Source organism: Streptococcus sp. CF7_Ac1-12 (assembly GCF_024295905.1).
In the GTDB taxonomy this organism is placed as follows: Bacteria; Bacillota; Bacilli; order Lactobacillales; family Streptococcaceae; genus Streptococcus; species Streptococcus mitis_AP.
The window spans coordinates 35,555-62,546 of the sequence record NZ_JANCPG010000005.1; the positions used below are offsets into that span (position 1 = coordinate 35,555).

General features: G+C 41.7%; 31 protein-coding genes. 22 read left to right on the forward strand and 9 right to left on the reverse strand.

Features of this window, described 5'->3' with window-relative positions:
* Positions 1-16: 16 nt before the first annotated feature.
* The 5 genes from efp to gatC all read right to left on the reverse strand — a co-directional run bounded on the left by efp (position 17) and on the right by gatC (position 5,287).
* Entirely contained in the window at positions 17-577 is a 561-nt protein-coding gene (efp, locus tag NMM17_RS03690) for an elongation factor P (RefSeq protein ID WP_000568643.1), read from the reverse strand.
* Between the two features lie 330 nt (positions 578-907).
* Positions 908-1,951 carry a 2,3-butanediol dehydrogenase gene (locus NMM17_RS03695; protein WP_254753856.1) on the reverse strand — a complete coding sequence of 348 codons (1,044 nt, stop codon included), beginning with the start codon at positions 1,949-1,951 and terminating at the stop codon, positions 908-910.
* A 125-nt stretch (positions 1,952-2,076) separates the two neighbouring features.
* Positions 2,077-3,519, reverse strand: a complete 1,443-nt coding sequence (gene gatB, locus NMM17_RS03700; protein WP_001008695.1) for an Asp-tRNA(Asn)/Glu-tRNA(Gln) amidotransferase subunit GatB — start codon at positions 3,517-3,519, stop codon at positions 2,077-2,079.
* Positions 3,519-4,985 carry an Asp-tRNA(Asn)/Glu-tRNA(Gln) amidotransferase subunit GatA gene (gene gatA / locus NMM17_RS03705; protein ID WP_000143721.1) on the reverse strand — a complete coding sequence of 489 codons (1,467 nt, stop codon included), beginning with the start codon at positions 4,983-4,985 and terminating at the stop codon, positions 3,519-3,521. The genes gatB and gatA overlap by 1 nt, the downstream gene beginning before the upstream one ends.
* Positions 4,985-5,287, reverse strand: a complete 303-nt coding sequence (gene gatC, locus NMM17_RS03710; protein WP_000705419.1) for an Asp-tRNA(Asn)/Glu-tRNA(Gln) amidotransferase subunit GatC — start codon at positions 5,285-5,287, stop codon at positions 4,985-4,987. Before gatC ends, gatA begins: the two co-directional genes overlap by 1 nt.
* Positions 5,288-5,693: 406 nt before the next feature.
* Here gatC and NMM17_RS03715 point away from each other — a divergent pair, with 406 nt between their 5' ends.
* Positions 5,694-5,768 carry a hypothetical protein gene (locus tag NMM17_RS03715; RefSeq protein WP_239668522.1) on the forward strand — a complete coding sequence of 25 codons (75 nt, stop codon included), beginning with the start codon at positions 5,694-5,696 and terminating at the stop codon, positions 5,766-5,768.
* Between the two features lie 246 nt (positions 5,769-6,014).
* On the opposite strand, the gene NMM17_RS03720 is transcribed toward NMM17_RS03715, so the two are convergent.
* Positions 6,015-6,260 (reverse strand): DUF4160 domain-containing protein, encoded by a 246-nt coding sequence (locus NMM17_RS03720; RefSeq protein ID WP_001127468.1) that lies wholly within the window; start codon positions 6,258-6,260, stop codon positions 6,015-6,017.
* Positions 6,253-6,504, reverse strand: coding sequence for a hypothetical protein (locus NMM17_RS03725; RefSeq protein WP_000471831.1), 252 nt, complete (start codon positions 6,502-6,504; stop codon positions 6,253-6,255). Before NMM17_RS03725 ends, NMM17_RS03720 begins: the two co-directional genes overlap by 8 nt.
* Positions 6,505-6,678: 174 nt before the next feature.
* Between NMM17_RS03725 and NMM17_RS03730 the strand changes: the two genes are divergently transcribed.
* The 4 genes from NMM17_RS03730 to NMM17_RS03745 all read left to right on the forward strand — a co-directional run bounded on the left by NMM17_RS03730 (position 6,679) and on the right by NMM17_RS03745 (position 10,362).
* Complete coding sequence (locus NMM17_RS03730) at positions 6,679-7,689, forward strand: hypothetical protein (RefSeq protein WP_049550928.1); 1,011 nt, start codon at positions 6,679-6,681, stop codon at positions 7,687-7,689.
* A gap of 14 nt (positions 7,690-7,703) precedes the next feature.
* Positions 7,704-7,886, forward strand: coding sequence for a hypothetical protein (locus NMM17_RS03735; protein ID WP_000718721.1), 183 nt, complete (start codon positions 7,704-7,706; stop codon positions 7,884-7,886).
* A 723-nt stretch (positions 7,887-8,609) separates the two neighbouring features.
* Positions 8,610-10,154, forward strand: coding sequence for a peptide chain release factor 3 (locus NMM17_RS03740; protein WP_001025437.1), 1,545 nt, complete (start codon positions 8,610-8,612; stop codon positions 10,152-10,154).
* A 28-nt stretch (positions 10,155-10,182) separates the two neighbouring features.
* Complete coding sequence (locus NMM17_RS03745; RefSeq protein ID WP_141562906.1) at positions 10,183-10,362, forward strand: hypothetical protein; 180 nt, start codon at positions 10,183-10,185, stop codon at positions 10,360-10,362.
* Between the two features lie 361 nt (positions 10,363-10,723).
* On the opposite strand, the gene NMM17_RS03750 is transcribed toward NMM17_RS03745, so the two are convergent.
* Both NMM17_RS03750 and sstT read right to left on the reverse strand, forming a co-directional pair.
* Entirely contained in the window at positions 10,724-11,677 is a 954-nt protein-coding gene (locus NMM17_RS03750) for an aromatic acid exporter family protein (RefSeq protein ID WP_000028185.1), read from the reverse strand.
* Between the two features lie 67 nt (positions 11,678-11,744).
* The gene (gene sstT / locus NMM17_RS03755; RefSeq protein ID WP_000720164.1) at positions 11,745-12,950 is read right to left on the reverse strand and encodes a serine/threonine transporter SstT; all 1,206 of its coding nucleotides are present in this window, start codon (positions 12,948-12,950) and stop codon (positions 11,745-11,747) included.
* 151 nt (positions 12,951-13,101) lie between these two features.
* On the opposite strand from sstT, the gene NMM17_RS03760 reads away from it, so the two are divergent.
* The 17 genes from NMM17_RS03760 to NMM17_RS03840 all read left to right on the forward strand — a co-directional run bounded on the left by NMM17_RS03760 (position 13,102) and on the right by NMM17_RS03840 (position 26,986).
* Entirely contained in the window at positions 13,102-13,662 is a 561-nt protein-coding gene (locus NMM17_RS03760) for a mechanosensitive ion channel family protein (RefSeq protein WP_001154840.1), read from the forward strand.
* A gap of 57 nt (positions 13,663-13,719) precedes the next feature.
* Complete coding sequence (locus tag NMM17_RS03765) at positions 13,720-14,628, forward strand: magnesium transporter CorA family protein (RefSeq protein WP_000478240.1); 909 nt, start codon at positions 13,720-13,722, stop codon at positions 14,626-14,628.
* 14 nt (positions 14,629-14,642) lie between these two features.
* A complete protein-coding gene (locus NMM17_RS03770; RefSeq protein ID WP_000963748.1) occupies positions 14,643-15,170 on the forward strand; it encodes a YqeG family HAD IIIA-type phosphatase in 528 nt (175 codons plus the stop codon).
* Between the two features lie 2 nt (positions 15,171-15,172).
* On the forward strand, positions 15,173-16,279 hold the full coding sequence (gene yqeH / locus NMM17_RS03775) for a ribosome biogenesis GTPase YqeH (RefSeq protein ID WP_000391178.1): 1,107 nt from the start codon (positions 15,173-15,175) through the stop codon (positions 16,277-16,279).
* Positions 16,280-16,491: 212 nt separating this feature from the next.
* Positions 16,492-16,803 carry a ribosome assembly RNA-binding protein YhbY gene (yhbY, locus tag NMM17_RS03780; protein WP_000060169.1) on the forward strand — a complete coding sequence of 104 codons (312 nt, stop codon included), beginning with the start codon at positions 16,492-16,494 and terminating at the stop codon, positions 16,801-16,803.
* A 51-nt stretch (positions 16,804-16,854) separates the two neighbouring features.
* On the forward strand, positions 16,855-17,484 hold the full coding sequence (locus NMM17_RS03785; protein WP_000963705.1) for a nicotinate-nucleotide adenylyltransferase: 630 nt from the start codon (positions 16,855-16,857) through the stop codon (positions 17,482-17,484).
* Entirely contained in the window at positions 17,484-18,077 is a 594-nt protein-coding gene (gene yqeK, locus NMM17_RS03790) for a bis(5'-nucleosyl)-tetraphosphatase (symmetrical) YqeK (RefSeq protein ID WP_000331227.1), read from the forward strand. The genes NMM17_RS03785 and yqeK overlap by 1 nt, the downstream gene beginning before the upstream one ends.
* Positions 18,078-18,578, forward strand: coding sequence for a cysteine hydrolase family protein (locus NMM17_RS03795; protein ID WP_000844699.1), 501 nt, complete (start codon positions 18,078-18,080; stop codon positions 18,576-18,578).
* Between the two features lie 12 nt (positions 18,579-18,590).
* Entirely contained in the window at positions 18,591-18,944 is a 354-nt protein-coding gene (gene rsfS, locus NMM17_RS03800; RefSeq protein WP_254753857.1) for a ribosome silencing factor, read from the forward strand.
* A gap of 110 nt (positions 18,945-19,054) precedes the next feature.
* Complete coding sequence (locus NMM17_RS03805) at positions 19,055-19,795, forward strand: class I SAM-dependent methyltransferase (RefSeq protein ID WP_025171446.1); 741 nt, start codon at positions 19,055-19,057, stop codon at positions 19,793-19,795.
* Between the two features lie 9 nt (positions 19,796-19,804).
* The gene (locus NMM17_RS03810; protein WP_254753858.1) at positions 19,805-20,902 is read left to right on the forward strand and encodes a nucleotidyltransferase; all 1,098 of its coding nucleotides are present in this window, start codon (positions 19,805-19,807) and stop codon (positions 20,900-20,902) included.
* A 238-nt stretch (positions 20,903-21,140) separates the two neighbouring features.
* Positions 21,141-21,395 (forward strand): type II toxin-antitoxin system Phd/YefM family antitoxin, encoded by a 255-nt coding sequence (locus NMM17_RS03815; RefSeq protein ID WP_254753891.1) that lies wholly within the window; start codon positions 21,141-21,143, stop codon positions 21,393-21,395.
* 3 nt (positions 21,396-21,398) lie between these two features.
* The gene (locus tag NMM17_RS03820; RefSeq protein ID WP_000924733.1) at positions 21,399-21,653 is read left to right on the forward strand and encodes a Txe/YoeB family addiction module toxin; all 255 of its coding nucleotides are present in this window, start codon (positions 21,399-21,401) and stop codon (positions 21,651-21,653) included.
* A 162-nt stretch (positions 21,654-21,815) separates the two neighbouring features.
* Entirely contained in the window at positions 21,816-23,429 is a 1,614-nt protein-coding gene (locus NMM17_RS03825) for a ribonuclease Y (protein ID WP_000404931.1), read from the forward strand.
* A gap of 129 nt (positions 23,430-23,558) precedes the next feature.
* Positions 23,559-24,185 (forward strand): guanylate kinase, encoded by a 627-nt coding sequence (gene gmk, locus NMM17_RS03830; protein WP_000775041.1) that lies wholly within the window; start codon positions 23,559-23,561, stop codon positions 24,183-24,185.
* Positions 24,186-24,209: 24 nt separating this feature from the next.
* The gene (rpoZ, locus tag NMM17_RS03835) at positions 24,210-24,524 is read left to right on the forward strand and encodes a DNA-directed RNA polymerase subunit omega (RefSeq protein ID WP_000979235.1); all 315 of its coding nucleotides are present in this window, start codon (positions 24,210-24,212) and stop codon (positions 24,522-24,524) included.
* A gap of 65 nt (positions 24,525-24,589) precedes the next feature.
* Complete coding sequence (locus tag NMM17_RS03840; protein ID WP_254753859.1) at positions 24,590-26,986, forward strand: primosomal protein N'; 2,397 nt, start codon at positions 24,590-24,592, stop codon at positions 26,984-26,986.
* Positions 26,987-26,992 lie beyond the last annotated feature (6 nt).

A 26,992-nucleotide genomic window follows, 5' to 3' on the forward strand; every position in this document is an offset into this window, starting at 1 on the left:
GACCTCTTTCTAGAGATTAGGCACGAGAAACGTAAGTTCCTTCTGCAGTGTTGATGATCAATTTTTGTCCAGCTTCGATAAAGTCTGGAACGTTGACAACAAGTCCAGTTTCCATAGTTGCTGGTTTACCAGAACCTGTAACAGTAGCGCCTTTGATAGATGGTTGTGTTTCAGCAACTGTCAACTCAACAGTAGTTGGTACAGTTACACCGATTACTTCAGTTCCGTAGAATTGGATTTTCACATCAGAGTTTTCAAGGATGTAAAGCAATTCATTTTCAACGTTTACGACTGGGATTTCGTATTGGTCGTAAGTTTCAGTGTTCATGAAGTAGGCAGTTTCATCCATTTTGTACAAGTATTGAGCTGGAACAGTTTCGATAATAGCTTGTTCGAATTTTTCTTCTGGACGGTAGCTTGTGTCAAATGTAGAACCAGTACGGACATCACGCAATTTCATACGCATGATCGTGTTCCCTTTACCAGGTTTGTGGTGGCTAGCTTCCAAAACGCGGATCAATTTTCCGTCTGCAGTTTCAAATGTCATACCAGCTTTCAATTTGCTTGCTTCAATCATGTTTTTACCTCTTTAATAAATATTATTACTCTTCATTTTACCATAAAATCTTCTGAAAATAAAGCCAAAATAGTTATTGGGATATAGTGGGGGAGAAAAAGAATATTGCCTAGTCAGGTGGAGTGGTTAATGTTAAAGAGTATCCACTATATTTCTTCTCATACTCAATAGAAATCAAAGAGCAAACTAGGAAGCAAGCTGCAAACTGTATTTGAGTACGGTAATGTGACGCTGACGTGGTTTGAAGAGATTTTCGAAGAGTATTATATTTCAAAAGGTCGAAGTAAGTTTACTCCGACCTGTTAATATTATCTTAAAAAGATTGATTTTTTATTCTGGTTCTACCAAAATTTTAATTTGTGACTTATCTTGAGTTAATTCGATAAAGCCTTCTTCAACGATATTTTCCAATTTAATTTTCTTAGTAACTAATTTTTCAGCAGAGAAGTAGCCTTGTTCCATCAATTCTAATACTTTAGGGAAGATATGACGATAAGCAATGATTCCTTTTAGTGTCTTTTCTTGGATTGCAAATTCATTCGGATTAATACTAGCTTCTCGTTCCCAGATAGAGACCACCATGCACTCACCTGCTTTATGTACGGCAGCTAAGGCTTGTCCTAAAACTACTGGCACACCAGTTACTTCATAAGAAACATCTACACCACCGTTTGTTAAACGATGAATAGCTTCAACAGCTGTTTCACCTTCTTCCGGACGGACAACGATAGCTCCTAACTCTTCAGCTTTTGCTTGACGTTCAGGTGATAGTTCAACAGCATAAATCTTAGAAGCACCCGCTGCACGAAGGGCTTCTACAATTAAGAGACCAATCGGACCTAAGCCAAAGACAGCAGCAGTATCACCAGCTTTTAGTGCTGATTGACGAACTGCATAAACTGCAACAGCAGCTGGCTCAGTGAGAGCAGCTTGCTCATAGCTTAAGCTATCTGGAATGACATGTACTAAGTCGCCGTCTAAAACACAATATTTGGCAAATCCACCGTCTGCAGCTAAACCGACAAAATTAAGGTTTGGATCCAAATTATAATTACCAACTAAGTTATTCTTAGCTAGAATTGGTTCTACAGCAACACGATCACCAACTTTAACACGAGTAACATCGCTTCCGACTTCTACAATTTCGCCAGAAAATTCATGTCCCAGTGTTACTGGTGCTTTTTGACCAGAATAGACATGTTCTTCTGTTGGGATGAAGATAGGGCCATCTAAAAATTCGTGGAGGTCAGTACCACAAATTCCTGTGAATTTAACAGCAACTTTTACTTGGTGCGGAAGTACCTCAGGGATTTCTACTTCTTGAATACGAACATCTTTTGCTGCATGCCAGCGAGCTGCTTTCATTGTAGCCATATAAATAACTCCTTATTGTTGCGATTTTTAGTTTTCCTTTTAGGAAACTTTACATGTAATATTGTAAACGCTTTCCTTTTATTTGTCAAGAAAAAACCAACCTCAAGGTTGGTTTCTTTTACATATTAATCTTCTTTCAACTTCGCCAATTCTTGTGCAAGTAGTTTAAGGGCAACTTGTGGGTTGGCTTGTCCTTTGGTTGCTTTCATAAGGAAGCCTGTAAAGGCCTTATCTGCGTTACGTTTGCCTGACTTGAAGTCGGCAACGGCTGCTTCGTTATCGGCAAAGACTTGGTGGATAATTGGAATCAAGACAGCTGGATCTGAGATTTGAACCATACCTGCTTTTTCCACGTATTCACGCGCGCCACCGCCATTTTTAGCTAGGTGGACAAAGACTTTCTTGGCAATCTTAGATGAAATAGTACCGTCTTCGATGATGGCAATCATTTCAACCAAGTTTTCTGGTGTCAATTCGATTTGTTCCAGTGTCTTACCTTCGGCATTTAAGAACTGAGCAACCTCACCTTGGAGCCAGTTAGAAACTTGTTTGGCATCACCACCGAGGGCAACAGCTTTTTCAAAGAAGTCAGAAGTGACTTTATTAGCAGTCAACTGGCTAGCATCGTAGTCTGACAAGCCAAGGTCAGATACATAACGTGCACGGCGTTCTTTTGGAAACTCTGGCAACTCTGTACGCATTTCCTCAATCCACTCGTCTGAGATTTCAAAGAGAGGTAGGTCTGGTTCTGGGAAGTAGCGGTAGTCTGCAGCACCTTCCTTGACACGCATGAGGATGGTTGCTTTGTTGGCTTCATCGTAACGGCGTGTCTCTTGGCGGATTTGACCACCTGAGCGAAGGATTTCAGCTTGACGTTGGACTTCATATTCAAGCCCCTTGCGGACATTTGAGAAGGAATTCAAGTTCTTCAACTCAGTCTTGGTACCGAATTTTTCTTGACCATAAGGACGAAGGGAAATGTTGGCATCCACACGCATAGAACCCTCTTCCATCTTGACGTCAGAAATGCCAGCGTACTGGATAACTTCCTTGAGGGCTGTTAGGTAAGCGTAGGCTTCTTCTGGCGAACGCATGTCAGCTTCAGATACAATCTCAATCAAGGGCACCCCTTGGCGGTTGAGGTCAACATAAGAGTAGCCATCTGTACCGTGGGTGTTTTTACCAGCGTCTTCTTCTAGGTGAGCACGTTCGATACCGATTTTCTTAGTCGTACCGTCCTCTAGCTCGACTTCAATCCAGCCGTTATAACCGATTGGCTCATCAAACTGAGAAATTTGGTAGGCTTTGGGATTATCAGGGTAGAAGTAGTTTTTGCGGTCAAAGTGCATCTTTTTGTGGATGTCCATGTTGAGGGCAAGAGCAGCCTTGATACCAGCATCAACAACACCTTTATTGAGAACTGGCAGAACTCCTGGGAAAGACCAGTCAATCACGTTAGTGTTGGCGTTTTGGTCATTTCCAAAGTGGGTAGAAGTAGGTGAGAAGATTTTTGAATTGGTGTTGAGCTCTACGTGGACTTCAAGTCCAATGACTGTTTCAAAGTTCATTAGTTGTCACCTCCAAAAATCACGGGTTGTTGTTTGTGGTAGTCTGTTGTTGCTTCAAAAGCAGCAGCAACTTGGTAAATGGTTTCCTCAGAATACTTAGGACCAATCAATTGCAGACCAACAGGTAGACCTTGAGAGAAACCAGCAGGAATCGAAATTCCTGGGAGACCAGCTAAGTTGACAGGAATGGTCAAGAGGTCAGCCAAGTACATGGCAACTGGGTCGTGGTTGAGTGAGTCCAAGTCATAGGCAACACTAGGAGCAGTTGGTCCCAAAATCAAGTCATAATCCACAAAGACTTTTTCGAAATCTTGAATGATGAGGGTACGGACTTGACCAGCTTTCTTGTAGTAAGCATCGTAGTAACCTGATGAAAGGCTGAAAGTACCTAGCATGATGCGACGTTTCACTTCTTCACCGAAACCTTGACTACGACTGTTTACATAGATTTCATCAAGGTTGCTTGCATCTTCTGCGCGGTATCCGTAACGGATACCGTCAAAACGTTGCAGGTTTGAGGATGCTTCTGATGAAGCAATGATGTAGTAAACGGCAACACCGTATTTTGAGTGAGGAAGGCTGACTTCTTCAACGATAGCACCAAGTTTTTCAAAGTGTTTAGCGACATTCAGGATAGTTTCCTTAACCTCTGGGTCAATCCCTTCACCAAGATATTCCTTAGGTAAAGCGATTTTCATACCCTTGATGTCTTGGCCGATTTTTGAAGTAAAATCGGCAATGCGGACAGGGGCAGAAGTAGAGTCTTTGGCATCTTCGCTGGCAATAGCATTGAGCAAGAGGGCATTTTCCTTAACAGTTGGCGCAAAAGGTCCGATTTGATCTAGGGAGCTACCAAAGGCAATGAGACCGAAACGAGAAACCGTTCCGTAGGTTGGTTTGAGACCAACAATCCCGTTGAAGGCAGCAGGTTGGCGGATAGAACCACCAGTATCAGAACCAAGTGACAAGCGGATTTGTCCTGACGCTACAGCTGCGGCAGAACCACTTGATGAACCACCAGGAACCTTGGTCTGGTCCCAAGCGTTTTTAGTGGCACCATAGTAAGAAGTCTCACCAGAACCACCCATGGCAAATTCGTCCATGTTGGTTTTTCCGACGACAATCATACCCTTGGCTTTTGCATTGGCAACCGCAGTCGCATCAAAGATAGGTTCGTAGTTATAGAGCATTTTTGAGGCTGCAGTTGTGAGAATACCGTCTGTAGAGATGTTATCCTTAACAGCCAATGGAATTCCTGAAAGGACATTGTCAGCATCGATTCCAGCTTCATCAATGGATTTAGCTTGAGCAAGAGCGTGCTCTTCAGAGATGGTAACAAAAGCGTTGATAGTTGTCTCTCGAGACTTGATATCTTCAAGCGTTGCTTGTGTTAATTCAGTTGCTGAAATTTCCTTAGAAACAAGGAGATTGTGCAAGTCTTCAATGGTTTTATTGTTGAAAGTCATTAGGCATCTCCTCCATCGTCTAGGATAGCTGGTACCTTGATATAGTAGTTGTCTTTTTCAGGTACGTTTTTAAACAAGCGATCGCGGTCTGTTCCTTCTTCGGCCACATCAGGGCGGAGTACGGTCTTACGGTCAGCCATAGTCGTAGTAGGTGCGACACCAGTTGTGTCAACTTCGCCCAGCAATTCAACCATGTCAACAATCTTAGACAAGGTAGTCGCAAAGGCAGCAGTTTCTTCTTCAGAGAATCTTAATTTTGAAAGATTGGCAACGTGTGTTACCTCTTCTTGCGTAATTTTCATCTTGCATCCTTTCGTGAAATGATGATTTTTAGTCTGTTCTATTTTACCATATTTTCCTATAAATAAGGGAGGGGAAGGTGAAAAAAGACAGGTGGAGGCTAGAGAATGTGTTTTAATGGTGATTAATTTGAAAAGAGGATTTCAAAGGGGGAATTATATGGTACAATGGTGTAACAGAGAAGTGAAGACGGTGGTTACGAAATCGAAAGGATGGTGATGCTTATGTGCAGATCCTGTAAAATCTTATACTCAATGAAAATCAAAGAGCAAACTAGGAAGCTAGCCGCAGACTGTATTTGAGTACGGCAAGGCGAAACTGACGTAGTTTGAATTTGATTTTCGAAGAGTATAGTATTTAGTAGAAAGTAGTAACCAGATTTGCCTCCCTTTTGAGGTTTTGACACTCATGTTTGTAGCTGGTAACTTTGTTATCACGTTCCTGAAGTTCATCCTTGAATTGGTAAAAGAGACAAAAAAATAGCCGTCCTAACTTTGGCGAGTTAACGAGCTATTTTTTAGTTATGTAACTACAGCCACCGTCTTAAACGGATCTGTGGGGTGTTGTTGACGCAACACCTTTTTCTATATTCATTGTAACATTTATTTTAAAAATTGCAAGTGGAATAGGATGGTTAGTGCCTAAGTTAGGCATTAGTTGAATAGTGGGAATTAAAATTGCTAGCTGTTTTTTGTTTATCGTTGATTAGCAAACTAAGATTCTTTGATGTTAATATGCACTCTTTTGGTATTCATTCCATAAAGTCTGAAGTTCATCTGCATTTTCTAAAACATATTGCCTTATTATTTTTAGGTCTTTTGCTTTTACTTTACCATCTCTCAATTCACCGTTCAGAAACATTGAACCCACTTCTTCTCCGTGGATATAAATGTGAATATGCGCTTTTTGACCTTTATGGTTATGTTCGTTAGGACGAATTTCAATACCATACTTTAGGAAAGAATATTTAGGCATGTAGTAGTCCCACGTAGTCCTTCCATGTTTCAAGGTAGTTATCGCGATTTAACTCAATTTGCTTTTGAGCAAAACGAATGTCATAGTCTGCCAAGTCCAAATTTTCTAATACTTCTCCAGTTAGAATACTAAAGGTTCCAATTAATTCATCGTCATCATACATGCGCAAAATAGGGTTGCTTGGATTCTTGCAAATATCATCTTTTGTCACTTCTAAATTGGTTACACCAAATTCTTTGAACATGATTACATCTCCTTTTTGTTTTATTATATCATTTTTGCTAGAATTGTCACGATTTTCTATCTATTTGCCTACAAGGGAAAGTTTTTATCCAAGTTTGTAAAAAAAAATTAAACTTTGAGCTAAATTTTAGGAAAAGTGATATAATTGAATCGTATACTTACGTGGAGGTATTCGATGAAAAAGTTAAAAAATATTGATATTAGTATCAGTTATATTTGGGATTCGATTTTGCGACACCCCATTATAAGTACATTCAGCTTTATTGTTACTACGGGCCTATCAGGTTTTTCTTTTTGGTTTACATTCTTAGAAATAAAATCTAATCTTGGAGAAGAGCACTTCTGGAGATATACCTCTTACATAGTTCTCGTGATTGCTGTAGTCTCCCTATTCTTATATTCTTGGTCGAAAATAGCAACATATTTATTTTACAATGATTACACTAAAGCTGTTTCTAAGTATATGTCCAGCGCTTCAAAACATGATGTATGGCATTTATCTAAAGCTACAAAAGAATATAGGCGAGTGCTTATGCCCGAATCTTCGAGTACATATGATTATAGGCGTAAAGTTTTAGAAAATACTTATAAAAGTTTTTCAACTCTAACAAAACATACTTTTGGAGATATTTTTAATGATTTGGAGGAAGTTTTATCTAAAAGCCTTTATACTTCACTAAAAATTAGTTTGAGATTATTTCCTAAAGATTTTGATATGAATAAGCTAAATTCTTTTCAGGATTTGGCTGAATTGCAATATTCGGAATTTTTTGTTGAAGATGGTAGAATGAATCTTAGAGATAGTGTAAGGTGTCCTTTAAGTGAAGACATGAAGGCATTGATGTTTTCTAAGAATCTAACTCACATCTATAAGATTAAAGATGGTAATACAGGGATTATTTTCATATTAACAGCAAAAAGTTTCTCAGAGTTTCCTAAAATATATGGATTTTTAGACTTTAGTTGGAAAAACCTTAGTCGTCCATTTATGGATAAAGAGTTTTTGATTGATTTTATAATCCCTATAATACTTGAGCGAGTCAATATTCTATGCTATTATATATCAAGTATGGAAACGTATATGTATACTCTACCTTCAAGGATATTTGATAATCCACAAGCGATAGTTCCCATAGTAACTGAATTTGATTTTTTAAAAACATTATATGATAAATATAATGAGTAAAGGAGATAGTAAAAATGGCAGCATTTTCATCATGCAGCAAGATAACCGTAAAAGAAGATTTATGGGAAGCAGGGCAAGCATTAAAGGTTTTAGCCTTTGCAGATTTAAGATATCTAGACAATAAGGCTTTTTGGGAAGCGGTAAAATATGAACCATATCCAAGAGAAATAGATATATGCAATAAAGAAGAGTCTTAATTATATCGTATCTGCTACTTCGCCCCATCATCGGTCAATCTTTTTCATTTAAGAATAGACTTTTGTTTAATACTTACTAATGTAAATTCACTGTACTGTATTTGTTGGTTAGATTCCTAGCTGATAACTTATAAAATAATAAATTGTTAAACCCAATGATCTTAACCGTATCGTTGAGTTTTAATTATGAATCATGACCTAAGAAAACGAGTATCTCCAATTATGGAAATACTCGTTTTCTGATATTTAGAAGTTTTTTTGCTCAGCTTCTTTTTTATAGTAGATTGAAATAAGATATGAACAAATTGATTGGGAAAGTCAAATTAATTTCTAGAAATGTTTTAGCAATCATGACGTACTATTCTAGATTCAATACATTATATTTGGTCAGTTTTAGTTAATCTTTTGTAGAAAAAATGATTTACTTAATAATTCTCTAAGCACATTTATTTTTCTTTCTTTTCAATTAAGCGACCATATGTATGAGTAATGTGTGTAATGTCTTGTTATCCCATGTTTGAAGCAACCACTCAGATATCAAATAATGTGTGTCGAATACCAGTCGCTAATAAATTACAGGGGGAGTCTCTAACATAAAATAGAAATTGAAAAAAATGCTAAAATCCGATATAATGGAGTGTTGAAAGGAATGGTACAATCCAATGTAAAAATCATTCTTAGCTATTGAAACAAGAAAAATAGAGAATCAAAGAAAGAGAACTTATGAACATTCAAGAAGAAATTAAGAAACGCCGTACTTTTGCCATCATCTCTCACCCGGACGCGGGGAAAACAACCATCACTGAGCAGTTGCTCTATTTTGGGGGCGAGATTCGTGAGGCTGGTACGGTAAAAGGGAAGAAAACAGGAACTTTTGCCAAGTCTGACTGGATGGATATCGAGAAACAACGTGGAATTTCGGTTACTTCATCTGTTATGCAGTTTGACTACGATGGTAAGCGCGTCAATATCCTAGACACACCAGGGCACGAGGACTTCTCAGAAGATACCTATCGGACCTTGATGGCGGTGGATGCTGCTGTCATGGTGGTGGACTCTGCCAAGGGTATCGAGGCCCAAACTAAGAAATTATTTGAAGTTGTCAAACATCGTGGTATTCCAGTCTTTACCTTTATGAACAAGCTTGACCGTGACGGTCGTGAGCCACTGGATCTCTTGCAAGAATTGGAAGAAGTTTTAGGCATTGCTAGCTACCCGATGAACTGGCCGATTGGGATGGGGAAAGCCTTTGAGGGTTTGTATGACCTCTATAACCAACGCTTGGAACTCTATAAAGGAGATGAGCGTTTCGCTAGTCTGGAAGATGGGGACAAGCTTTTTGGAAGTAATCCTTTCTACGAGCAAGTTAAAGATGATATTGAACTTTTAAATGAAGCTGGGAATGAGTTTTCAGAGGAAGCTATTCTGGCTGGAGAATTGACACCTGTCTTCTTCGGTTCAGCTTTGACAAACTTTGGTGTGCAGACCTTCCTTGAAACCTTCCTCAAGTTTGCTCCAGAACCACATGGACACAAGAAAACAGACGGAGAAATTGTGGATCCTTACGACAAGGATTTCTCAGGCTTTGTCTTTAAAATCCAAGCCAACATGGACCCTCGTCACCGTGACCGTATCGCCTTTGTCCGTATCGTATCAGGCGAATTTGAGCGTGGCATGAGTGTCAACCTGCCTCGTACTGGTAAGGGGGCTAAACTGTCGAATGTTACCCAGTTTATGGCGGAAAGTCGTGAGAATGTGACCAATGCCGTAGCTGGAGATATCATCGGGGTTTACGATACAGGTACTTATCAAGTTGGGGATACCTTGACAGTTGGAAAAAACAAGTTTGAGTTTGAACCACTCCCAACCTTTACACCTGAAATTTTCATGAAAGTTTCTGCTAAGAATGTCATGAAGCAAAAATCCTTCCACAAGGGGATTGAGCAATTGGTGCAAGAAGGTGCTATTCAGCTTTATAAGAATTACCAAACAGGTGAGTACATGCTGGGAGCGGTAGGTCAACTCCAGTTTGAAGTCTTTAAGCACCGTATGGAAGGCGAGTACAATGCGGAAGTAGTCATGAGCCCAATGGGTAAAAAGACCGTTCGTTGGATCAAGCCCGAGGACTTGGATGAACGGATGTCATCAAGCCGAAATATCTTGGCCAAAGACCGTTTCGACCAACCAGTCTTCCTCTTTGAAAATGACTTTGCCCTACGCTGGTTTGCGGACAAGTATCCAGATGTAGAGTTAGAGGAGAAGATGTAAATCGTTACAACTGACTAGCAACATAAAGTTGCTGTCATTTGACGGTAACCGCTATGGCGGCTTACCTAAACGCTTCACTAGGAAAAATCCACGAATGGTATCGATTCGTGGATTTTTCCGTCGTAATGGGAAGGAAGCGGTAACTGTTTTACTAACTTCGTTTGGCAAATGGAATCGGTTTCCCAAACTCCGTGTAGTAGTTCAGTAAATTTATTTGATTGTATAACAATCTAAGGAACTAATGCCAAGTTTCTATGGAACTTGGCTAGGTACTCCACTAGTAAAGTTTTACGAATAATATCGATTCGTGGGCTTTTCCGTTGTAACTGGTAGTGAGAGGTCTAGCTAACTGTCTTACTAACTATGTGTGGTAAATGAAATTGATTTGTAAAAATTAGTGTCGTGGATAATAAGACAGCAAAGTATGTGGGGTTTTACCTTAGCCCTCTATAAAAAGATGTTGAATATTAGACCTTATTCATTTTACTATTAACCTTTATGGTGCTAACTTACAAATAAAAGAAAACTTCAGATACTCACCTTTTGTGATTGGTCTGAAGTTTTCTTTTTTACTGTCCATATTTTTGGTAAAAGTCAACTTTTACTTGTATGAAGGTTTTTGCTTCACGTAGGAGTTGAAGAAGAGTGGCGCGGGTTTCAAACTCTTCTCTGGTCTTAGGCAGACTGCGGTTCCGGAAGACTTCCAGATAACGTTCAATTTCATCTAGCAAATCAGAAGCAGGATTGGTCTGGCTCAGTTGACCTGCAATTTTTGAAAAGAGTTGGGCCAAAATCAGGCTCTCACTGGCAGCTAGGTGACAGGTGTTGATTTGCTGGGCCATATTTCGCAGGATGCGACTTTGTCGCTGTCTCATCTCAAAGTAGTGAATATGGTAATCGGTCTGGTGAAAGAGGTGGTCTGAGTGATCCAAATAGACCAGTCTGAGGGCTTCTTCCAAAAGGGTGTCCAATTCTTCAACCAACTGTGCTCGGTTGCGTCCATCCCCTCTGGATAAATAATATTTGAAGCGCTGGAGAATATCTTTTAACTTTTCTTCTACCAATGTGTGGTAGTGCTGGATTTCCTCTTCTCGTGAAGGCATATAGAGATTAACAAGCAAGGCAAATCCTGTACCGATAGCAAAGAGAAGGAGTTCATTGACTAGAAGGTCTGGAGAGGTTGACTCTTGTACCAAGAGGTGGCTAACCAAAACCGTGCTTGGTGTGATGCCAATTTCCCAGCCCATCTTGTAGGCTAGGGGAACATAAAGAGCCAGATAGAGGCCAAGGCTCCAGATATGAAATCCGCTCAAGTGAAAAACCAAAACCCCGATAGCCAGAGCCAGAAGCATGGAAAAGAGCCGATTGCGGGCCAGTTTTAAAGTACTTCTACGTGTATCAGATAGGCTTAAGAGGGCGATGATTCCAGCTGAAACTGCTGAGGAGAGATTGAGAAAATAAGCAAGAAGGCAGGCAAGACAGGTAGCTAAGATGAGCTTAGTCGTACGTTGGCTAATAGACATAAGGATTTCCTAGTAAGTTATAATAAAAGCGGAAAAGACAAGACCTGAGCAGGCTTGTCTTTATGAGTTATTTTTTACGGGCTGCTGCGTATTCGGCAACAGCAGTAAAGAGGACGTCAGTAGAAGAGTTAAGGGCTGTTTCACATGAGTCTTGGATGACCCCAATCACAAATCCAACCCCAACAACTTGCATGGCAATATCGTTAGAAATACCGAAAAGGCTACAAGCAACTGGGATAAGAAGGAGGGAACCTCCCGCAATACCAGAAGCACCACAGGCTGAGATTGCGGCAACTACACTAAGGATAAAGGCTGTCGCAAAGTCAACAGGGATTCCCAAAGTATTTACTGCAGCAAGGGTTAGAACGTTAATAGTAATCGCTGCCCCGGCCATATTGATAGTAGATCCAAGTGGGATAGAAACTGAATAGGTATCTGGATCCAGTCCGAGGTCATGGCATAGTTTCATGTTGACAGGGATATTAGCAGCAGAACTACGAGTGAAGAAGGCTGTTACACCGCTGACACGCAAACATTTCCAAACGAGGGGATAAGGGTTTCTCTTCATAAAGAGGAAGGCAATTAGTGGATTGACTACTAAGGCTACAAAGAACATAGTTGTCACCAAGAGGGCAAGCAAGATTCCGTAGTTGGCTAGACTGCCGATTCCCTTATCAGAGATGGTTTTGAAGACAAGGCCAAGGATTCCAAATGGAGCTAGGTTGATGATCCATTCGACAATCTTAGAAGTTACATCAGCCATAGTTTTCAGCAATTCTTTACTGTTTTTGCTGGCCTCTCTCATAGCAATCCCGAAAATAACTGCCCATGATAGGATACCGATGTAGTTGGCAGTAATGAGGGCATTGACTGGATTGTCAACCAGTTTGAGCAAGAGGTTGCTGAGGACTTGTCCAATCCCATCTGGTGGTGTAATTTCTGTATTGGCACTATTCAAGGCAATCTCAATAGGGACGATGAAACTTGCTAAGACAGCAACAAGTGCCGCTGCAAAGGTTCCTACCAAGTAAAGGAAGATAACCGTTTTCATGTTGCTATCTTGTCCCTTTTGATGTTGGGAAAGGGCGTTAGCAACGAGAGCAAAGACTAGAATAGGTGCGATAGCTTTTAGACCGCCAACAAAGAGATCTCCGAGTAGACCAATTCCTGAAATGTTAGGAAGTGTCAGTCCTAGAATTCCTCCAACAAGCATACCCACCAAAATCCGTTTGATTAGGCTTGCTTTATTCCAAGCATGAATGATTTTTTTCATAACAACCTCCTTAGTTGTGTAATGTTTATGATTATAGTATAAATATGAACTAAAATCAAGAATTTTCTGTCTATTTTTGCTGTTATTTTTGAATATTTATGGAGATTCATCACTTGTGAAAGTATGGTATAATAAAAGAAAGGAGTTTTCTATGCAAGAATTTTTTCAAACCTACCTCAATAAGCTTGATGTTACAACGATTATCGAGAATATCTTGACCAAGATAATTTCTCTGTTATTCCTATTTTTACTCTTCTACATAGCTAAAAAAATGCTCCATACCATGGTGCAGAGAATTGTTAAACCTTCTCTAAAAATGTCTCGTCATGATGTCGGGCGTCAGAAAACCATCTCACGTCTGTTAGAAAATGTGTTTAATTATACCCTTTATTTCTTTTTACTTTACTGCATTTTGTCGATTTTAGGTTTGCCAGTTTCTAGTTTGCTGGCAGGGGCTGGGATTGCTGGGGTGGCTATTGGGATGGGAGCCCAAGGTTTTCTGTCTGATGTCATCAATGGCTTTTTCATCCTCTTTGAACGTCAACTGGATGTGGGAGATGAGGTCGTTTTGACAAATGGTCCTATTACTGTATCGGGCAAGGTCGTCAGCGTCGGCATTCGAACAACGCAACTCAGAGGAGAAGACCAGGTTCTACACTTCGTTCCCAATCGGAATATCACCGTTGTCAGCAATTTCTCTCGTACAGACTAGGCCTGAAATTTTAGCAGATTTATGGTACAATAGAAAGAGTTTGGTAAAGGAGAGAAGATGTTTTTAGAAAAACAGTTGGGCAATGGTTGTACCTGGATTAACCTAGATTTGGACAAGTTGAAAAAACTAGAGGACCTTTCTGAAATCTACGGTTTGGACAAGGAAACCATCGAATATGCGCTGGATAGAAATGAGCGTGCCCACATGGATTATCACCGTGAAAATGGGGCTGTGACCTTTATCTACAATGTTTTGAACTTGAAAAAGGATAAGGCCTACTACGAAGCCTTTCCCATGACCTTTATCGTGGAACATCGTCGCCTGATTACCATTAGTAATACCAAGAACGCTTATGTCATTGAACAGATGACCCGTTATCTGGAGAGTCATGACACGCTTTCGATTTACAAGTTTCTCTTTGCTAGTCTGGAAATCATCAGCAATGCCTACTATCCTGTCATCGAGCAGATGGACAAGAGTAAGGATGAAGTCAATGGCCTCTTGCGCCAGAGGACGACCAAGAAAAACCTCTTTGCCCTTTCCGACTTGGAGACTGGTATGGTTTACCTCACTGCGGCTGCAAAGCAAAATCGCATGTTGCTGGAGCATATTCAAGGGCATGCCCTCTATCGCAGTTTTAACGAGATTGAGAGAGAACAGTTTGATGATGCTATGATTGAGGCTCATCAATTGGTATCCATGACAGACTTGATTTCTCAGGTTCTCCAACAACTATCAGCATCTTACAACAACATCCTAAACAACAATCTGAATGATAATTTGACAACCTTGACCATCATTTCAGTCTTGCTAGCGGTTTTGGCAGTCGTGACAGGCTTTTTCGGAATGAATGTTCCCCTACCTTTAACAGATGAGCCCCATGCTTGGCTCTACATCAGTTTAGCCAGTGCAGGATTGTGGATTATCCTGTCATTGTTACTAAGGAAAATTGCGAAAAAAAGTTAAGAAAAGGAGCCAGAATGGCGATTGAAAATTACATGCCAGATTTTGCTGTGGAAGCAGTCTATGATCTGACAGTTCCAAGCCTGCAGGCGCAGGGAATCAAGGCTGTTTTGGTCGATTTGGATAATACCCTCATTGCTTGGAACAACCCTGATGGGACGCCAGAGATGAAGCAATGGCTACATGATCTTCGGGACGCAGGCATTCGCATTATCGTAGTCTCAAATAACACTAAAAAACGCGTCCAACGAGCAGTTGAGAAGTTTGGGATTGACTACGTTTATTGGGCTCTGAAGCCCTTCACATTTGGGATTGATCGTGCCATGAAGGAATTTCACTATGAGAAAAGTGAAGTAGTCATGGTTGGAGATCAGCTTATGACAGATATTCGAGCAGCCCACCGTGCTGGCATTCGCTCGATTTTAGTCAAACCCTTGGTCCAACATGACTCGATCAAGACGCAGATTAACCGAGCTCGTGAGCGTCGTGTCATGCGAAAAATCACTGAAAAGTACGGACCGATTACATATAAAAAAGGAATTTAATTATGGAAGAAATTCTCTGTATTGGTTGTGGAGCAACCATTCAGACGACAGACAAGGCTGGTCTTGGATTTACTCCCCAGTCGGCACTCGAAAAAGGTTTGGAGACTGGCGAAGTCTATTGCCAACGCTGTTTCCGTCTCCGCCACTACAATGAAATCACGGATGTCAAGTTGACGGACGATGATTTCCTCAAGCTCTTGCACGAGGTGGGAGACAGTGATGCCTTGGTGGTCAATGTCATTGATATCTTTGACTTTAATGGCTCTGTCATCCCAGGCTTACCACGTTTTGTATCGGGTAATGATGTCCTCTTAGTGGGAAATAAAAAAGATATTCTACCCAAGTCTGTTAAACCGGGCAAGATTAGCCAGTGGCTCATGGAACGTGCCCACGAAGAAGGTCTTCGTCCAATCGATGTCGTTCTAACTTCAGCACAAAATAAACATGCTATTAAGGAAGTCATTGACAAAATCGAACACTACCGTAAGGGCCGTGATGTCTATGTTGTTGGCGTGACAAACGTTGGAAAATCAACCCTCATCAATGCCATCATTCAAGAAATCACGGGTGATCAGAATGTCATCACGACTTCGCGCTTCCCAGGGACAACCTTGGACAAAATTGAGATTCCGCTTGACGACGGTTCTTATATCTACGATACGCCGGGGATCATCCACCGTCATCAGATGGCCCATTATTTGACTGCTAAAAACCTTAAGTATGTCAGCCCTAAAAAGGAAATCAAGCCTAAAACCTATCAGCTCAATCCTGAACAAACCCTGTTTCTAGGCGGTCTCGGACGCTTTGACTTCATTGAAGGTGAAAAGCAAGGATTTACAGCTTTCTTTGACAATGAACTCAAACTCCACCGAACCAAGCTAGAAGGAGCTAGTGCTTTCTATGACAAGCATGTAGGAACCCTTCTGACACCACCAAATAGCAAGGAAAAAGAAGATTTCCCAAAACTAGTCCAACATGTATTTAACATCAAGGACAAGACCGACCTAGTGATTTCAGGCCTAGGCTGGATCCGCGTAACAGGCACAGCCAAAGTCGCCGTTTGGGCACCAGAAGGCGTCGCAGTCGTCACACGAAAAGCAATTATTTAAAATAAAATCACTGAGCGAACAAAGTGAGCTCACACAGCGATAGTTATTGCCGTGGTGTTTTGCCAATCGATAGATTGGCAAGGGGCACAATTGAGACCAAGGCTCAATTGTGAGGTCAGGAAATCCATTTTTCAAAGATGAAATCTTTGGAAAATTAGTTCCGACCGTCCCCCACCACCTAAAATAACTATCAAAAAACAAGGAAGAAAATTATGTCATTAACATCAAAACAACGTGCCTTCCTCAACAGTCAGGCACACACCCTAAAACCCATCATCCAAATCGGGAAAAATGGACTCAACGACCAAATTAAAACCAGCGTTCGCCAAGCTCTTGATGCACGCGAATTGATCAAGGTTACTCTTTTGCAAAACACAGATGAAAATATCCACGAAGTAGCTGAAATTTTGGAAGAAGAAATCGGTGTGGATACAGTCCAAAAAATCGGACGCATCTTGATTTTGTTTAAACAATCCAGCAAGAAAGAAAATCGCAAGATTTCTAAAAAAGTCAAAGAAATCTAGGAAATCTACTCCAAATAACTGTTTTTACAGAGAAATAAAGGAGACTAGCCTATGGCAATCGAACTATTGACTCCCTTTACCAAGGTAGAGTTGGAGCCAGAAATCAAGGAGAAAAAACGCAAACAAGTCGGGATTTTAGGGGGGAATTTTAACCCTGTTCACAATGCCCATCTGATTGTTGCGGATCAAGTAAGACAACAGTTGGGGCTGGACCAGGTTCTGCTCATGCCTGAATACCAACCTCCTCATGTAGATAAAAAGGAAACCATCCCTGAACACCATCGTCTCAAGATGCTTGAGTTGGCGATTGAGGGGATTGAAGGTCTGGCCATTGAAACTATTGAGTTGGAGCGCAAGGGAATTTCCTACACCTACGACACCATGAAGATTTTAACAGAGAAGAATCCAGATACGGATTATTACTTTATCATCGGTGCCGATATGGTGGACTATCTGCCTAAGTGGTACCGAATTGATGAACTGGTAGATATGGTTCAGTTTGTGGGAGTTCAGCGCCCACGCTACAAGGCTGGGACTTCTTACCCAGTTATCTGGGTGGATGTGCCTCTCATGGATATCTCGTCCAGCATGGTGCGTGACTTCCTTGCCCAAGGTCGGAAACCCAATTTTCTCCTGCCTCAGCCTGTGCTAGACTACATCGAGAAGGAGGGGCTTTACTGATGGCCTATCAAGACTATATCAACTGCTCCCGTGAGGCTTTGTTGGAAAAAATGGCAGAGCTTCTGCCTGAAAAACGCTTAACCCATTGCTTGGGTGTGGAGCGTGCAGCCATAGAACTGGCTCAGCGATTTGGGGTCGATACTGAGAAAGCAGGACTAGCCGGCCTTCTTCATGACTATGCTAAAAAGCTGTCAAATCAGGAATTTCTAGACTTGATTGACCGATATCAGCTAGACCCTGACCTCAAAAACTGGGGTAATAATGTATGGCATGGTATGGTTGGGATTTACAAGATTCAAGAAGATTTGGATTTGCATGATTCAGAAATTCTGCGAGCCATTGAAATCCATACAGTTGGGGCGGATCAGATGACAGATCTTGATAAGGTCATCTATGTCGCAGACTATATCGAGCACAATCGAGCCTTTCCTGGAGTAAATGTGGCGCGTGAGATTGCAAGTCTATCGCTCAATAAGGCGGTGGCCTACGAAACAGCTCGTACCGTGGAGCATCTAGCTCATCAGGGATTCCCCATCTATCCCCAAACCCTTGAAACCTATAACGCCTTTGTGCACTATTTGAAAGAGGACTAAATGAAGACGGCTTTTATAATCATTGATGTTCAGAATATTTTAGTGGAAACCGGTTTTCAGACAAATAGTCTATTGGAAAAAATTTCTTATTTACAAAACCATGCTAGAAGTAAGAATATCGAAATTATCTATGTTCAACATATTGAGAATCCTGAAGCCCAAACATCAGAAGATTGGCAGTTATCTGCGCTTTTAAATCGAAAACCTGATGAAAAGGTCTTTCAGAAGAAGTATAATAGTATTTTCAAAGAAACTGGCTTAAAAGAATACTTGGATAAACAGGGGATTGAAAAATTAGTTTTATGTGGCATGCAGACAGAATATTGTGTGGATACCTCTGTCAAGGTTGCCTTTGAATATGGCTATAAGCTGATTATTCCAGAAGGTGCTGTCACAACCTTTGATGGGGATGACATTCCAGCAGCAACGATAAATGAATTTTATGAGGACATTTGGGAGGAGCGCTTTGCAGATGTCCTAGACTACAAACATATTTTCTAAAAAGAGGACTAAATGAACGAAAAAGAATTACTAGAACTAGTCGTGAAAGCGGCTGATGAGAAACGTGCGGAGGATATCCTCGCACTTGATGTACAAGATTTGACCAGCGTGACAGACTACTTTGTGATCACTAGCTCAATGAATAGCCGTCAGTTGGACGCTATCGCTGACAATATCCGTGAAAAAGTAGCGGAAGCAGGTTTTAAAGGAAGCCATGTCGAAGGCGATGCAACTGGAGGCTGGGTATTGCTGGACCTCGGTGGGGTTGTTGTGCATATCTTCTCAGAAGAAATGCGTGCCCACTATAACCTAGAAAAACTCTGGCATGAGGCGGATTCTGTAGATATTTCAGAAGCCTTAGCATAGGAGATAAACTCAGTTGTAGTCAACTGGGTTTCTTTGCTTATTTTAGAAGAAAATGGATAGAAAGGTGAGGGCTACTGGTGTTTGCCATTGAGGCTCTTGGTATCATGATTATGGCAACTTATGAAACCTTTGCGGCTGTTTACGATGTTGTGATGGATGATAGTTTATACGATAAATGGACGGATTTTTCGCTGCGTCATTTGCCTAAGACCAAGGAGAGAAAGAAACTCTTGGAACTGGCTTGTGGAACAGGAATTCAATCGGTGCGCTTCTCTCAGGCTGGTTTTGATGTGACTGGACTGGACTTGAGTGCTGATATGTTGAAAATTGCCGAAAAGAGAGCTGCTTCAGCCAAGCAAAAGATTGATTTCATTGAAGGAAATATGCTGGATTTGTCCAAGGCAGGTCAATATGATTTTGTCACTTGTTATTCGGACTCAATCTGCTACATGCAGGATGAAGTGGAAGTAGGGGACGTTTTTAAGGAAGTCTATAATGCTCTTAATGAAGATGGAGTTTTCATCTTTGATGTGCATTCGACTTACCAGACGGATGAGGTTTTTCCAGGCTATTCCTACCATGAAAATGCGGAAGATTTCGCCATGCTCTGGGATACCTACGAGGACGAAGCACCTCACTCCATCGTGCATGAGTTGACCTTCTTTATCAAGGAAGCGGATGGTTCCTTTAGTCGCCACGATGAAGTGCATGAGGAGCGGACCTATGAAGTCTTGACCTATGATATTTTGTTGGAACAGGCTGGTTTTAAGTCCTTCAAACTCTATGCGGACTTTGAAGACAAGGAGCCAACAGAAACTAGCACCCGTTGGTTTTTTGTCGCGCAGAAGTAGGAGATTAGCATGACCATCACAGGTATTATCGCGGAGTTTAATCCTTTTCATAATGGGCACAAATACCTGCTAGATCAGGCGGATGGGCTAAAAATTGTTGCCATGAGTGGAAATTTCATGCAACGTGGAGAACCAGCGATTATAGATAAGTGGGTACGGGCTCAGATGGCGCTTGAAAATGGCGCAGACTTGGTAGTGGAATTACCCTTTTTAGTCAGTGTTCAGGCGGCGGATTTCTTTGGTAAAGGAGCTGTGGATATCTTGGCCCTGTTAGGCATTGATACTCTAGCCTTTGGGACAGAGGAAGTTCTGGATTACCAGAAAATCGCTGACTTATACACAGAGAAAGGTGCTGAGATGGAGAAATTTGTGGAAAATCTACCTGATTCTCTCTCTTATCCCCAGAAAACCCAAGCTATGTGGAAGGAATTTGCAGGTCTTGATTTTTCAGGCAATACTCCCAATCATGTTCTTGCTCTTGCCTATGCCAAGGCAGTTGCGGGATGCAACATCAAACTCCATCCGATTCAGCGTCAGGGAGCAGGTTACCATTCTGTGGATAAGGATGTGGACTTTGCCTCGGCGACAGCCCTCCGTCAGCACCAGAGGGACAAAGATTTCTTAGAACGCTTTATTCCATCTGTTGCCCTCTTTGAGCAAAACAGTAAGGTGAGCTGGGATGACTATTTTCCCTTGCTACGCTATCAAATCTTGTCCAATCCAGACCTAACCACTATCTATCAGGTCAATCAAGAAATGGCAGTGCGCATTAAAGATGCGATCAAGACGGCCCAGTCTGTAGAAGAATTGGCCGAGGCGGTTGGCACCAAGCGGTATACTAAGGCGCGTGTCAGACGCCTCTTGACTTATATCTTGGTGCAGGCTAGAGAAAGCGACTTGCCAGAAGGGATTCATGTCCTTGGATTTACTGAAAAAGGCAGGCAACATCTCAAGTCTTTGAAAGGTCAGGTCAGTCTAGTCAGCCGAATTGGAAAAGAACCTTGGGATGATATGACTCAAAAGGCAGATAGAATTTACCAACTAGGAAATCCAAGTATAGCAGAGCAGAATTTCGGCAGAGTACCCATTAGAATAGAATCAAACTAAGTCTACTGAAAGGTAGGCTTTTTGAGATTTTTTACGAATAATACTCTTCGAAAATCAAATTCAAACCACGTCAACGTCGCCTTGCCGTACTCAAGTACAGCCTGCGGCTAGTTTCCTAGTTTGCTCTTTGATTTTCATTGAGTATAAATAGATAGAAAAAGAAAATCTTGTACAAGTTCCTGACAATTTCTTTCTTTTCGTGTATAATAGTGGAAAAGAGGTAAAACGAGGTATGGCTATGGAAGCAGTTCTTTACTCAACGTTCCGAAATCATTTAAAAGACTATATGAAGAAGGTAAACGATGAATTTGAGCCTTTGACGGTAGTTAATAAAAATCCAGATGAGGACATTGTAGTTCTTTCAAAGAGCGAATGGGACAGTATTCAGGAAACACTGAGAATCGCTCAAAATAAGGAGTTATCAGACAAGGTTTTGCGAGGAATGGATCAAGTTCGTGCTGGAAGCACTCAAGTCCATGTTATTGAGGAGTGATGAATGCTACTCAAGTTTACAGAAGATGCGTGGGCAGATTATTGCTACTGGCAAACTCAGGATAAGAAAACCCTAAAAAGAATCAACATGCTAATCAAGGATATTCAACGCGATCCGTTTACAGGAATTGGTAAACCAGAACCACTCAAGTATGACTACCAAGGAGCTTGGTCACGTCGTATTGATGCAGAAAATCGCTTGATTTATATGATGGATGGAGATAGCGTGGCTTTCTTGTCCTTTAAAGATCATTACTAAGTCTACTGAAAAGTAGGCTTTTTAAACAACAATTTTATTTTAGTAATTTTGTCCTAAATTCCTCAAAACATATTCTATTTTAGGTTTGTGAAAATCACTTTTTTATGGTAGAATGTAAAAGAATGTATGTCATTCGGAATAACAATAAAATGAGGTAAAAACATGGAAATCATGTCGCTTGCGATTGCTGTTTTTGCCGTCATCATTGGTTTAGTCATTGGATATGTCAGCATCTCAGCCAAGATGAAATCATCTCAGGAAGCTGCAGAGTTGATGCTTTTAAATGCTGAACAAGAAGCAACTAATTTACGTGGACAAGCTGAGCGTGAAGCGGATTTACTTGTTAATGAAGCTAAACGTGAAAGCAAGTCTCTTAAAAAAGAAGCACTATTGGAGGCCAAAGAAGAAGCCAGAAAATACCGTGAAGAAGTGGACGCTGAATTCAAATCAGAACGTCAAGAACTCAAACAAATCGAAAGTCGTTTGACAGAGAGAGCTGCTAGCCTTGATCGTAAGGACGACAATTTGACGAGTAAAGAACAAACACTTGAACAAAAAGAACAAAGTATTTCTGATAGAGCGAAAAACCTTGATGCGCGTGAAGAGCAATTAGAGGAAGTCGAAAGACAAAAAGAAGCAGAGCTAGAGCGTATTGGTGCTCTGTCTCAGGCAGAAGCACGAGATATTATCTTAGCACAGACAGAGGAAAACTTGACCAAGGAGATTGCCAGTCGTATTCGTGAGGCTGAGCAAGAGGTCAAGGAACGTTCTGATAAAATGGCCAAGGACATCCTGGTTCAAGCTATGCAACGTATCGCTGGTGAATATGTAGCAGAGTCAACTAACTCAACAGTTCATCTGCCAGACGATACTATGAAGGGACGCATTATTGGTCGTGAAGGTCGTAACATTCGTACCTTTGAAAGTTTGACAGGGGTCGATGTGATTATCGACGATACACCAGAAGTGGTGACCTTGTCAGGTTTTGACCCGATTCGTCGCGAGATTGCCCGTATGACTATGGAAATGTTGCTCAAAGATGGTCGTATTCATCCGGCTCGTATCGAAGAGTTGGTTGAGAAAAACCGTCAAGAGATTGACAATAAGATCCGTGAATACGGTGAGGCCGCTGCCTATGAGATCGGTGCGCCGAACCTCCATCCAGACTTGATGAAGATTATGGGGCGTTTGCAGTTCCGTACCTCTTATGGACAAAATGTCTTGCGTCATTCGATTGAGGTTGCTAAGTTGGCTGGTATTATGGCTAGTGAGCTTGGTGAAAATGCGGCTCTTGCTCGTCGTGCTGGCTTCCTTCACGATATCGGGAAAGCCATTGACCGTGAGGTTGAAGGTAGCCACGTTGAAATCGGTACGGAATTGGCACGTAAGTACAAGGAACACCCAGTTGTTGTCAATACGATTGCTAGTCACCACGGTGATGTCGAAGCTGAAAGCGTGATTGCAGTAATCGTTGCTGCAGCAGATGCCTTGAGTGCGGCACGTCCAGGTGCTCGTAGTGAGTCTCTTGAAAGCTACATCAAGCGTCTTCATGATTTGGAAGAAATTGCGAACGGCTTTGAAGGGGTACAAAATAGCTTTGCCCTTCAAGCAGGACGTGAAATCCGTATCATGGTCAATCCAGGACAAATCAAGGACGACAAAGTCACAATCTTGGCTCATAAAGTTCGTGAGAAAATTGAAAACAATCTCGATTACCCAGGAAATATCAAGGTAACCGTGATTCGCGAGCTTCGTGCAGTAGATTATGCCAAATAAATAAGAAAGAGCAGTTGAAAAATTACTGCTTTTTTGTTACACTAGATAGAAAGACTGTAAAGGATAATCTGGCTTTTTGCCATTATTCTAGAGAAATGTTATTTCACAGACTGACTAAAAGGAGACACAATGGCAGACCGAGGCTTACTAATCGTTTTTTCTGGTCCTTCAGGGGTTGGAAAAGGAACGGTTAGAAGAGAGATTTTTGAGAGTTCTGAAAACCAATTTCAATACTCTGTATCGATGACGACACGCGCACAACGTCCTGGAGAAGTGGACGGTGTTGACTATTTCTTCCGTACTCGCGAAGAGTTTGAAGAGCTGATTCGTCAAGGACAGATGTTGGAATATGCAGAATATGTCGGCAACTACTATGGAACTCCCCTGACCTATGTCAATGAAACCTTGGACAAGGGAATCGATGTTTTCCTTGAAATTGAAGTTCAGGGCGCTCTTCAGGTCAAGAAAAAGGTTCCAGATGCTGTCTTTATCTTCCTGACACCACCAGATTTGGATGAATTGCAAGATCGTTTGGTAGGACGTGGAACCGACAGTGCAGAAGTGATTGCCCAACGAATCGAAAAAGCCAAGGAAGAAATTGCTCTTATGCGAGAGTATGATTACGCGATTGTCAACGATCAGGTGCCCCTAGCTGCTGAGCGTGTCAAACGTGTTATCGAAGCAGAGCACTTCCGTGTGGATCGTGTCATTGGTCACTATCAGGAGATGTTACCAAAATCTCCAACTACCCGATAAAATTTAGAAAATAGGTACAAGCAAATGATGTTAAAACCCTCTATTGATACCTTGCTCGACAAGGTTCCATCAAAATATTCACTCGTAATCTTGGAAGCAAAACGTGCCCACGAATTGGAAGCAGGTGCGCCGGCAACTCAAGGTTTCAAGTCTGAAAAATCAACTCTTCGCGCTTTAGAAGAAATCGAATCAGGAAACGTTACAATTCACCCAGATCCAGAAGGAAAACGTGAAGCAGTGCGTCGCCGTATCGAAGAAGAAAAACGCCGCAAAGAAGAAGAAGAAAAGAAAATCAAAGAGCAAATCGCTAAAGAAAAAGAAGATGGTGAAAAAATTTAAGGTTGGGGGGACTCAATCTTATTTTTTCTATTGCAAGAATGTACTGACAAGGAGGAGGTGAGAAGATGTCTATAGCCAAGATTATCGTGGATGTGCCTTTGATGCAGACGGACCAGCCCTATAGTTATAGAATTCCTGCGGAATTTGAGGGAATGTTGGAAGTTGGAATGCGGGTACATGTGCCCTTTGGTAAGGGTAATCGCCTGATTCAAGGGATTGTTCTTGATTTGGAGTCTCAATCAGATGAAGAAGAGACAGAACAAGACTTAAAAGATATTGCTGAGGTATTGGATTTTTCTCCTGTTCTCACGCAAGAACAACTCTGGCTGGCTGAGGAGTTACGCAAGTCCGTCTTCTCCTACAAGATCTCCATCCTCAAGGCTATGTTGCCAGGATTTCTGAACTCCAGCTATGACAAGATTCTCTATCCTCTGGCAGGTCTGAGTCAAGAAGATCGAGAGCGCTTGTTTGGTTCAGAAGATTCGCTTGCCTTTTCTTCTCTGGATTTAGCTAAGCAAGCTGAAATGATGCGTTTGACTAGAAAAGGCCTGCTTGGTCTGGAGTATCAGGCAGTCGATCAAAAGAAGGTCAAGACCCAGTCTTGGTATGAGGTGAATCTTGCTCAATTAGAAAGTGTAGAGATTTCTACACGCGCCAAGAAAAAGTTAGAACTGAGAGACTATTTGCTTTCTCATCCTGAGAGTGCTTCCTTGGCTAGTTTGTTAGAATCCTACTCGCGGGAGCAAGTTAACTTCTTTGTGGAACAAGGTGCTGTTTCCATAGTCCAAAAGGAAGTGCAACGCTCGGCTGCTTATTTTGAAGGGATTGAAGCAAGTCAGCCTTTGGAATTGAATGCAGAACAAAGACAGGCGCGTGATGCGGTTGTGAGTGCGATTGGTAGTCACCAGGCTCCCTTCCTCCTTCAAGGGATTACAGGAAGTGGGAAGACAGAAATTTACTTGCAGATTATCCAAGGGACCTTGGACAAGGGCAAGACAGCTATTTTGCTGGTACCTGAGATTTCTCTGACTCCACAGATGACGGAGCGTTTTATTGCTCGATTTGGTGAGAAAGTGGCCATCCTTCACTCAGGTTTGTCTAATGGTGAAAAGTATGATGAATGGCGCAAGGTAGAACGTGGCGATGCCCAAGTTGTTGTTGGTGCTAGATCGGCCATCTTTGCTCCGCTGAAAAATCTGGGTGTTATGATTATCGATGAGGAGCATGAAGCAACTTATAAGCAGGATAGTAATCCTCGTTACCATGCTAGAGAGGTTGCTATTTTACGGGCTCAGTATAATCAAGCGGCACTGGTGCTTGGGTCTGCAACGCCGAGCTTAGAGAGCCGTGCTCGGGCTGGGAAGGGCGTCTATCAACACTTGCGTCTGACCCAACGAGCTAATCCTTTAGCTAGGATTCCTGAGGTTCAAGTGGTTGACTTTCGAGACTATATTGGACAAAACGAGACATCAAACTTTACTCCTCCTTTGCTAGAAGCTATCCAAGACCGTCTGGCTAAAAAAGAGCAGGTGGTTCTCATGCTCAATCGCCGTGGTTATTCTAGCTTTGTTATGTGTCGAGAGTGTGGGACGGTGGATACTTGTCCTAACTGTGATATTTCCCTGACCTTGCACATGGATACCAAGACCATGAACTGCCATTATTGTGGTTTTTTAAAGGACATTCCTCAGACCTGTCCTAACTGTAAGAGTCGCAGTATTCGCTACTACGGGACGGGAACTCAGAAGGCTTATGACGAGCTGGCAGAGCTTTTTCCTCAGGCCCGCATTTTGCGGATGGATGTGGATACGACTCGAAAGAAAGGCAGTCACCAAGCTTTGCTTGACCAGTTTGGGCGAGGAGAAGCGGATATTTTACTAGGTACTCAGATGATTGCCAAGGGATTGGATTTTCCCAATGTGACTTTGGTCGGAGTGCTCAATGCGGATACGGCCTTGAATTTACCTGATTTCCGTTCTTCTGAGAGAACCTTCCAGCTCTTGACTCAGGTGGCAGGTCGAGCAGGTCGAGCAGAAAAAGCTGGTCAGGTCTTGATTCAGTCCTATAATCCGCAGCACTATGCTATTCGATTTGCCAAGGATCAGGACTACGAAGGCTTTTATGCTTATGAAATGGGAATCAGACGACAACTTGGTTATCCACCTTACTATTTCACCATTGGAATTACCCTTTCTCATAAGAAAGAAGAAGAGGTTGTTAAACGTGCCTATGAAGTTATGAACATTTTGCGGTCAGGCTTGTCAGATACCAGTAACATCCTTGGGCCGACGCCCAAACCCATTGCTCGTACCCACAACCTCTATCATTACCAGATTTTGATTAAATACCGTTTAGAAGATGAGCTGGGGCCGACTCTAAATCAGGTTCTGGCCTTGACTCAAGAACGGGAAAATAGTGAGCTCCGTCTCAGCATTGATCATGAGCCACAGCAATTTTTATAAGAAGGA

Coding starts and splice junctions, on each gene's coding strand:
- efp (WP_000568643.1), bottom strand. CDS start 577: ATGATTGAAGCAAGCAAATTGAAAGCTGGTATGACATTTGAAACTGCA.
- NMM17_RS03695 (WP_254753856.1), bottom strand. CDS start 1,951: ATGGCTACAATGAAAGCAGCTCGCTGGCATGCAGCAAAAGATGTTCGT.
- gatB (WP_001008695.1), bottom strand. CDS start 3,519: ATGAACTTTGAAACAGTCATTGGACTTGAAGTCCACGTAGAGCTCAAC.
- gatA (WP_000143721.1), bottom strand. CDS start 4,985: ATGACTTTCAACAATAAAACCATTGAAGACTTGCACAATCTCCTTGTT.
- gatC (WP_000705419.1), bottom strand. CDS start 5,287: ATGAAAATTACGCAAGAAGAGGTAACACACGTTGCCAATCTTTCAAAA.
- NMM17_RS03720 (WP_001127468.1), bottom strand. CDS start 6,260: ATGCCTAAATATTCTTTCCTAAAGTATGGTATTGAAATTCGTCCTAAC.
- NMM17_RS03725 (WP_000471831.1), bottom strand. CDS start 6,504: ATGTTCAAAGAATTTGGTGTAACCAATTTAGAAGTGACAAAAGATGAT.
- NMM17_RS03730 (WP_049550928.1), top strand. CDS start 6,679: ATGAAAAAGTTAAAAAATATTGATATTAGTATCAGTTATATTTGGGAT.
- NMM17_RS03735 (WP_000718721.1), top strand. CDS start 7,704: ATGGCAGCATTTTCATCATGCAGCAAGATAACCGTAAAAGAAGATTTA.
- NMM17_RS03740 (WP_001025437.1), top strand. CDS start 8,610: ATGAACATTCAAGAAGAAATTAAGAAACGCCGTACTTTTGCCATCATC.
- NMM17_RS03750 (WP_000028185.1), bottom strand. CDS start 11,677: ATGTCTATTAGCCAACGTACGACTAAGCTCATCTTAGCTACCTGTCTT.
- sstT (WP_000720164.1), bottom strand. CDS start 12,950: ATGAAAAAAATCATTCATGCTTGGAATAAAGCAAGCCTAATCAAACGG.
- NMM17_RS03760 (WP_001154840.1), top strand. CDS start 13,102: ATGCAAGAATTTTTTCAAACCTACCTCAATAAGCTTGATGTTACAACG.
- NMM17_RS03765 (WP_000478240.1), top strand. CDS start 13,720: ATGTTTTTAGAAAAACAGTTGGGCAATGGTTGTACCTGGATTAACCTA.
- NMM17_RS03770 (WP_000963748.1), top strand. CDS start 14,643: ATGGCGATTGAAAATTACATGCCAGATTTTGCTGTGGAAGCAGTCTAT.
- yqeH (WP_000391178.1), top strand. CDS start 15,173: ATGGAAGAAATTCTCTGTATTGGTTGTGGAGCAACCATTCAGACGACA.
- yhbY (WP_000060169.1), top strand. CDS start 16,492: ATGTCATTAACATCAAAACAACGTGCCTTCCTCAACAGTCAGGCACAC.
- NMM17_RS03785 (WP_000963705.1), top strand. CDS start 16,855: ATGGCAATCGAACTATTGACTCCCTTTACCAAGGTAGAGTTGGAGCCA.
- yqeK (WP_000331227.1), top strand. CDS start 17,484: ATGGCCTATCAAGACTATATCAACTGCTCCCGTGAGGCTTTGTTGGAA.
- NMM17_RS03795 (WP_000844699.1), top strand. CDS start 18,078: ATGAAGACGGCTTTTATAATCATTGATGTTCAGAATATTTTAGTGGAA.
- rsfS (WP_254753857.1), top strand. CDS start 18,591: ATGAACGAAAAAGAATTACTAGAACTAGTCGTGAAAGCGGCTGATGAG.
- NMM17_RS03805 (WP_025171446.1), top strand. CDS start 19,055: ATGGCAACTTATGAAACCTTTGCGGCTGTTTACGATGTTGTGATGGAT.
- NMM17_RS03810 (WP_254753858.1), top strand. CDS start 19,805: ATGACCATCACAGGTATTATCGCGGAGTTTAATCCTTTTCATAATGGG.
- NMM17_RS03815 (WP_254753891.1), top strand. CDS start 21,141: ATGGAAGCAGTTCTTTACTCAACGTTCCGAAATCATTTAAAAGACTAT.
- NMM17_RS03820 (WP_000924733.1), top strand. CDS start 21,399: ATGCTACTCAAGTTTACAGAAGATGCGTGGGCAGATTATTGCTACTGG.
- NMM17_RS03825 (WP_000404931.1), top strand. CDS start 21,816: ATGGAAATCATGTCGCTTGCGATTGCTGTTTTTGCCGTCATCATTGGT.
- gmk (WP_000775041.1), top strand. CDS start 23,559: ATGGCAGACCGAGGCTTACTAATCGTTTTTTCTGGTCCTTCAGGGGTT.
- rpoZ (WP_000979235.1), top strand. CDS start 24,210: ATGATGTTAAAACCCTCTATTGATACCTTGCTCGACAAGGTTCCATCA.
- NMM17_RS03840 (WP_254753859.1), top strand. CDS start 24,590: ATGTCTATAGCCAAGATTATCGTGGATGTGCCTTTGATGCAGACGGAC.